The organism is Burkholderia sp. DN3021, assembly GCF_049805555.1.
Taxonomy (GTDB): domain Bacteria; phylum Pseudomonadota; class Gammaproteobacteria; order Burkholderiales; family Burkholderiaceae; genus Burkholderia; species Burkholderia pyrrocinia_C.
The window spans coordinates 1-3,620 of the sequence record NZ_JBNCAB010000177.1; the positions used below are offsets into that span (position 1 = coordinate 1).

The window sequence follows — 3,620 nt, forward strand, 5'->3', positions numbered from 1 at the left end:
GGCATCGGCCGCTCGGGCGGCGCCGGCCGCGCCAGCAGGTCGCGTGCCGCGAGCCGCAGGTTGCCGACGACCGCGTCGCCCGACGGCGTCCACGCGGCAACGCCCGGATCGTCGACGAGCTGGACGAGCGCCGCACCCGGCGGCACGTGCGGGCCGAAGCCTTCGATGTGGTAGGTAAATGCAGGCGCGCCGAACGCGAACACGAGATCGTGCCCGTCGAGCCGCGCGACGATCTTCTCGCGGATCGCGGGCAGGAAGCCGGCGAACAGCGGATGATCCTCGGGGAAGCTGCAGCGCCCCGACATCGGCGCGACGTACACGCGCGCACGGTGCCGCTCGGCAAGCCGCACGACGTCGTCCCACGCACCGGCGCGATCGACGGCCGCGCCGACCACGAACGCGGGGCGCCGCGCGGCGTCGAGCGCGTCGCCGAGCCGCGCGAGCGCGTCGGGATCGGGCCGCGCGACGCTGCTGACGTCGCGCCGCGGCAGCAGCTCGGCCGGCTGGTCCCAGTCGTCGACCGGGATCGACACGAACACGGGGCCGCGCGGCTCCTGCATCGCGATGCGGTAAGCACGCGCGATCGCGGCCGGCACGTCCTGCGCACGCGCGGGCTCGATGCTCCATTTCACGTACGGCTTCGGCAGTTCGGCGGCCTGCGTCGCGCCGAGGAACGGGTCGAACGGCAAGATCGCGCGCGCCTGCTGGCCCGCGGTGACGATCAGCGGCGTGCGGTTCTTGAACGCGGTAAACAGATTGCCCATCGCGTTGCCGACGCCCGCCGCCGAATGCAGGTTGACGACCGCCGCATTGCCGGTGGCCTGCGCATGGCCGTCGGCCATCCCGACCACGACGGCCTCGTGCAAGCCGAGCACATAGCGGAAATCGGCCGGGAAGTCGCGGAACATCGGCAGCTCGGTCGAACCGGGATTGCCGAACACGCGGTCGATGCCGAACTGGCGAAGCAGGTCGATGACCGCATCGCGAACGGTGATCGATGCGGCGGATGGGGGCTGATGGCCGGACATGCTCGGCGCTCCTCGATGGCTTGGCGGTTTCCACAGTATCGAAGCGCAAGCCATTCTCGGATACTGTATTTTTTGCGATAAGCCATTACATTCCGGCATGACTTTCGATCTCCGACAATTGCGCGCCTTCACGACGATCGTCGCGTGCGGCAGCCTCGGCCGCGCGGCCGATGCGCTGCATGTGACGCAGCCGGCGCTGAGCCGGATCCTGAAGCGGCTCGAGGACCAGGTCGGCGCGCCGTTGTTCGAGCGCCATTCGAAGGGCGTGCAGCTCACCGCGTTCGGCGACGCGCTGCTGCCGCACGCGACGCTGCTGCAGCACGAGGCCGAGCACGCGCGCGAGGAACTCGACGCAATGCGCGGGTTCGCGAAGGGCACGATCAAGGTCGGCACGGTGGGCAGCATCGCGAGCCTCGTGCTGCCGGTCGCGGTCGGCCGCGTGCTCGACCGCTGGCCGAACCTGCGCGTCGAGATCCTCGAAGGCGTGTGGGACCGCCTCGCCGAGGGATTGAACAAGCACGAGATCGATCTTGCGCTGTCCGCGCACGGGCCCGACACCGACGAGATCGTCGCGATTCCCGAGTGCCGCTGGGAAGATCGCAGCCATATCGTTGCGGCGCCGCACCATCCGCTGCGCGCGCTCGGCCGCGCGCCGACGCTCGTCGACACGCTGCACGCGCGCTGGGCGATTCCGCCGCGCGGCACCGCACCGTTCGACCACATGCGCGCGACCTTCGACGCACACGGGCTCGCGCTGCCCGACATCGCGGTCGAAACGCGCTCGGTCACGACGCTGAAGAGCCTCGTCGCGCATGCCGGTTTCCTGAGCTGGATGGCCGAGCCGATGTACGGCGCCGAGCAGGCGGCCGGCACGATCGACACGCTGCCGGTGCAGGAGGTCGTCGCAGTGCGCACGCTCACCGCGTTCCGGCGTCGCCACGGGATCCTGCCGGGGCCGGCCGGCAAGCTGCTCGACGAACTCGTCGCGCTCACGCGCGAAGGGCGCTGACACCCGCTCCCGACCGGCCGCCTGTTCGCGCCCCTTCGCCTCCGTTCCCGCGCCACCCGCGCGCCGCCGCAGCGCACCATCGAAATGCCGTCTCCCCGCCTTGACTTTCGCTCGCCCGAATACGATCATTCGCTCACATTAAGAGCAAATGATCTAGTCGACAGGAAAGACTGGCACGAACAGGAGACACCGGATGAGCGAATCGCCCTCCGCCCGCGCGCCCGTGCTGCTGCACATCGGCGCGGGCTCGTTTCACCGCGCGCACCAGGCGTGGTATCTGCATCGCGTGAACGCGGCCGTGCCGGCCGACGAACGCTGGTCGCTGACCGTCGGCAACATCCGCGACGACATGCGCGCGACGATGGACGCGCTCGCCGCGCAGCACGGCGAATACACGCTCGAAACCGTCACGCCGCAAGGCGAGCGCGCGTACGAGACGATCCGCGCGATCACGCGCGTGCTGCCCTGGTCGATCGACCTCGCCGCGCTGATCGACGCCGGCGCCGATCCGGCCTGCCGGATCGTGTCGTTCACCGTCACCGAAGGCGGCTACTACCTCGACGAACACAACCGGCTCGACGTCGCGAACGCCGATCTCGCGGCCGACCTGCAGGGCGCGCGCACGACGCTGTACGGCGCGCTCGCGGCGCTGCTCGCCGAACGCATGCGGCGCGGCGCGGGCCCGCTCACGCTGCAGAGCTGCGACAACCTGCGCAACAACGGCGCGCGCTTTCGCGCGGGCATGCGCGAATTCCTCGAACGGCGCGGGGCAGCCGACCTGCTCGCGTGGTTCGACGCGAACGTCGCGACGCCGAGCGCGATGGTCGACCGCATCACGCCGCGCCCGACCGCCGACGTGCGCGAACGCGTGCTGGCGGCCACCGGCCTCGACGACGCATGCCCGGTGATGGGCGAATCGTTCATCCAGTGGGTGATCGAGGACCGCTTCGCGGCCGGCCGGCCGCGCTGGGAGCTGGCCGGCGCGGAACTCGTCGACGACGTGCACCCGTACGAGGAAGCGAAGATCCGCATCCTCAACGCGACGCACAGCTGCATCGCGTGGGCCGGCACGCTCGCGGGCTACACGTATATCCACGAAGGCACGCACGACGCGGCGATCCGCCGCTTCGCGCACGACTACGTGACGCAGGACGTGATCCCTTGCCTGACCCCGAGCCCGCTCGATCTCGCGCGCTACCGCGACGTCGTGCTCGAGCGCTTCGGCAACCCGTACGTGCTCGACACGAACCAGCGCGTCGCGGCCGACGGCTTCTCGAAGATCCCCGGCTTCATCGCGCCGACGCTCGTCGAATCGTTCGCGCGCGGCGGCGCGGCGCCGGTCGCCACCGCCGTGCTGCCCGCGCTGTTCCTGCGCTTTCTCGAACGCTGGGCGCGCGGCACGCTGCCGTACGCGTACCAGGACGGCGTGATGGACGAAGCCGCCGCACGGGCGATCGTCGACGCCGACGACCCGGCCGTCGCGCTGTGCGCGAGCCGCCCGCTGTGGGGTTCGCTCGCGGGCAACGCCGCGCTGTTCGAGGCGCTGCGCGCCGCGGTCGGCCGGGTCGACGCATGGCTCGCGC

Annotated in this window: 3 protein-coding genes; 2 read left to right on the forward strand and 1 reads right to left on the reverse strand. The window is 70.9% G+C overall.

Annotated features, from left to right (window positions below; genetic code table 11):
- The coding region (gene mdlC, locus ACPUER_RS36055) for a benzoylformate decarboxylase (protein ID WP_425133492.1) at window positions 1–1,028 on the reverse strand (1,028 nt) is incomplete at its 3' end.
- A gap of 97 nt (window positions 1,029–1,125) precedes the next feature.
- On the opposite strand from mdlC, the gene ACPUER_RS36060 reads away from it, so the two are divergent.
- On the forward strand, window positions 1,126–2,037 hold the full coding sequence (locus ACPUER_RS36060) for a LysR family transcriptional regulator (RefSeq protein ID WP_310142267.1): 912 nt from the start codon (window positions 1,126–1,128) through the stop codon (window positions 2,035–2,037).
- Window positions 2,038–2,230: 193 nt separating this feature from the next.
- Window positions 2,231–3,620 (forward strand): D-arabinitol 4-dehydrogenase (dalD, locus tag ACPUER_RS36065; protein WP_425133493.1); only part of this gene is annotated, 1,390 nt, incomplete at its 3' end.

Coding starts and splice junctions, on each gene's coding strand:
- ACPUER_RS36060 (WP_310142267.1), top strand. CDS start 1,126: ATGACTTTCGATCTCCGACAATTGCGCGCCTTCACGACGATCGTCGCG.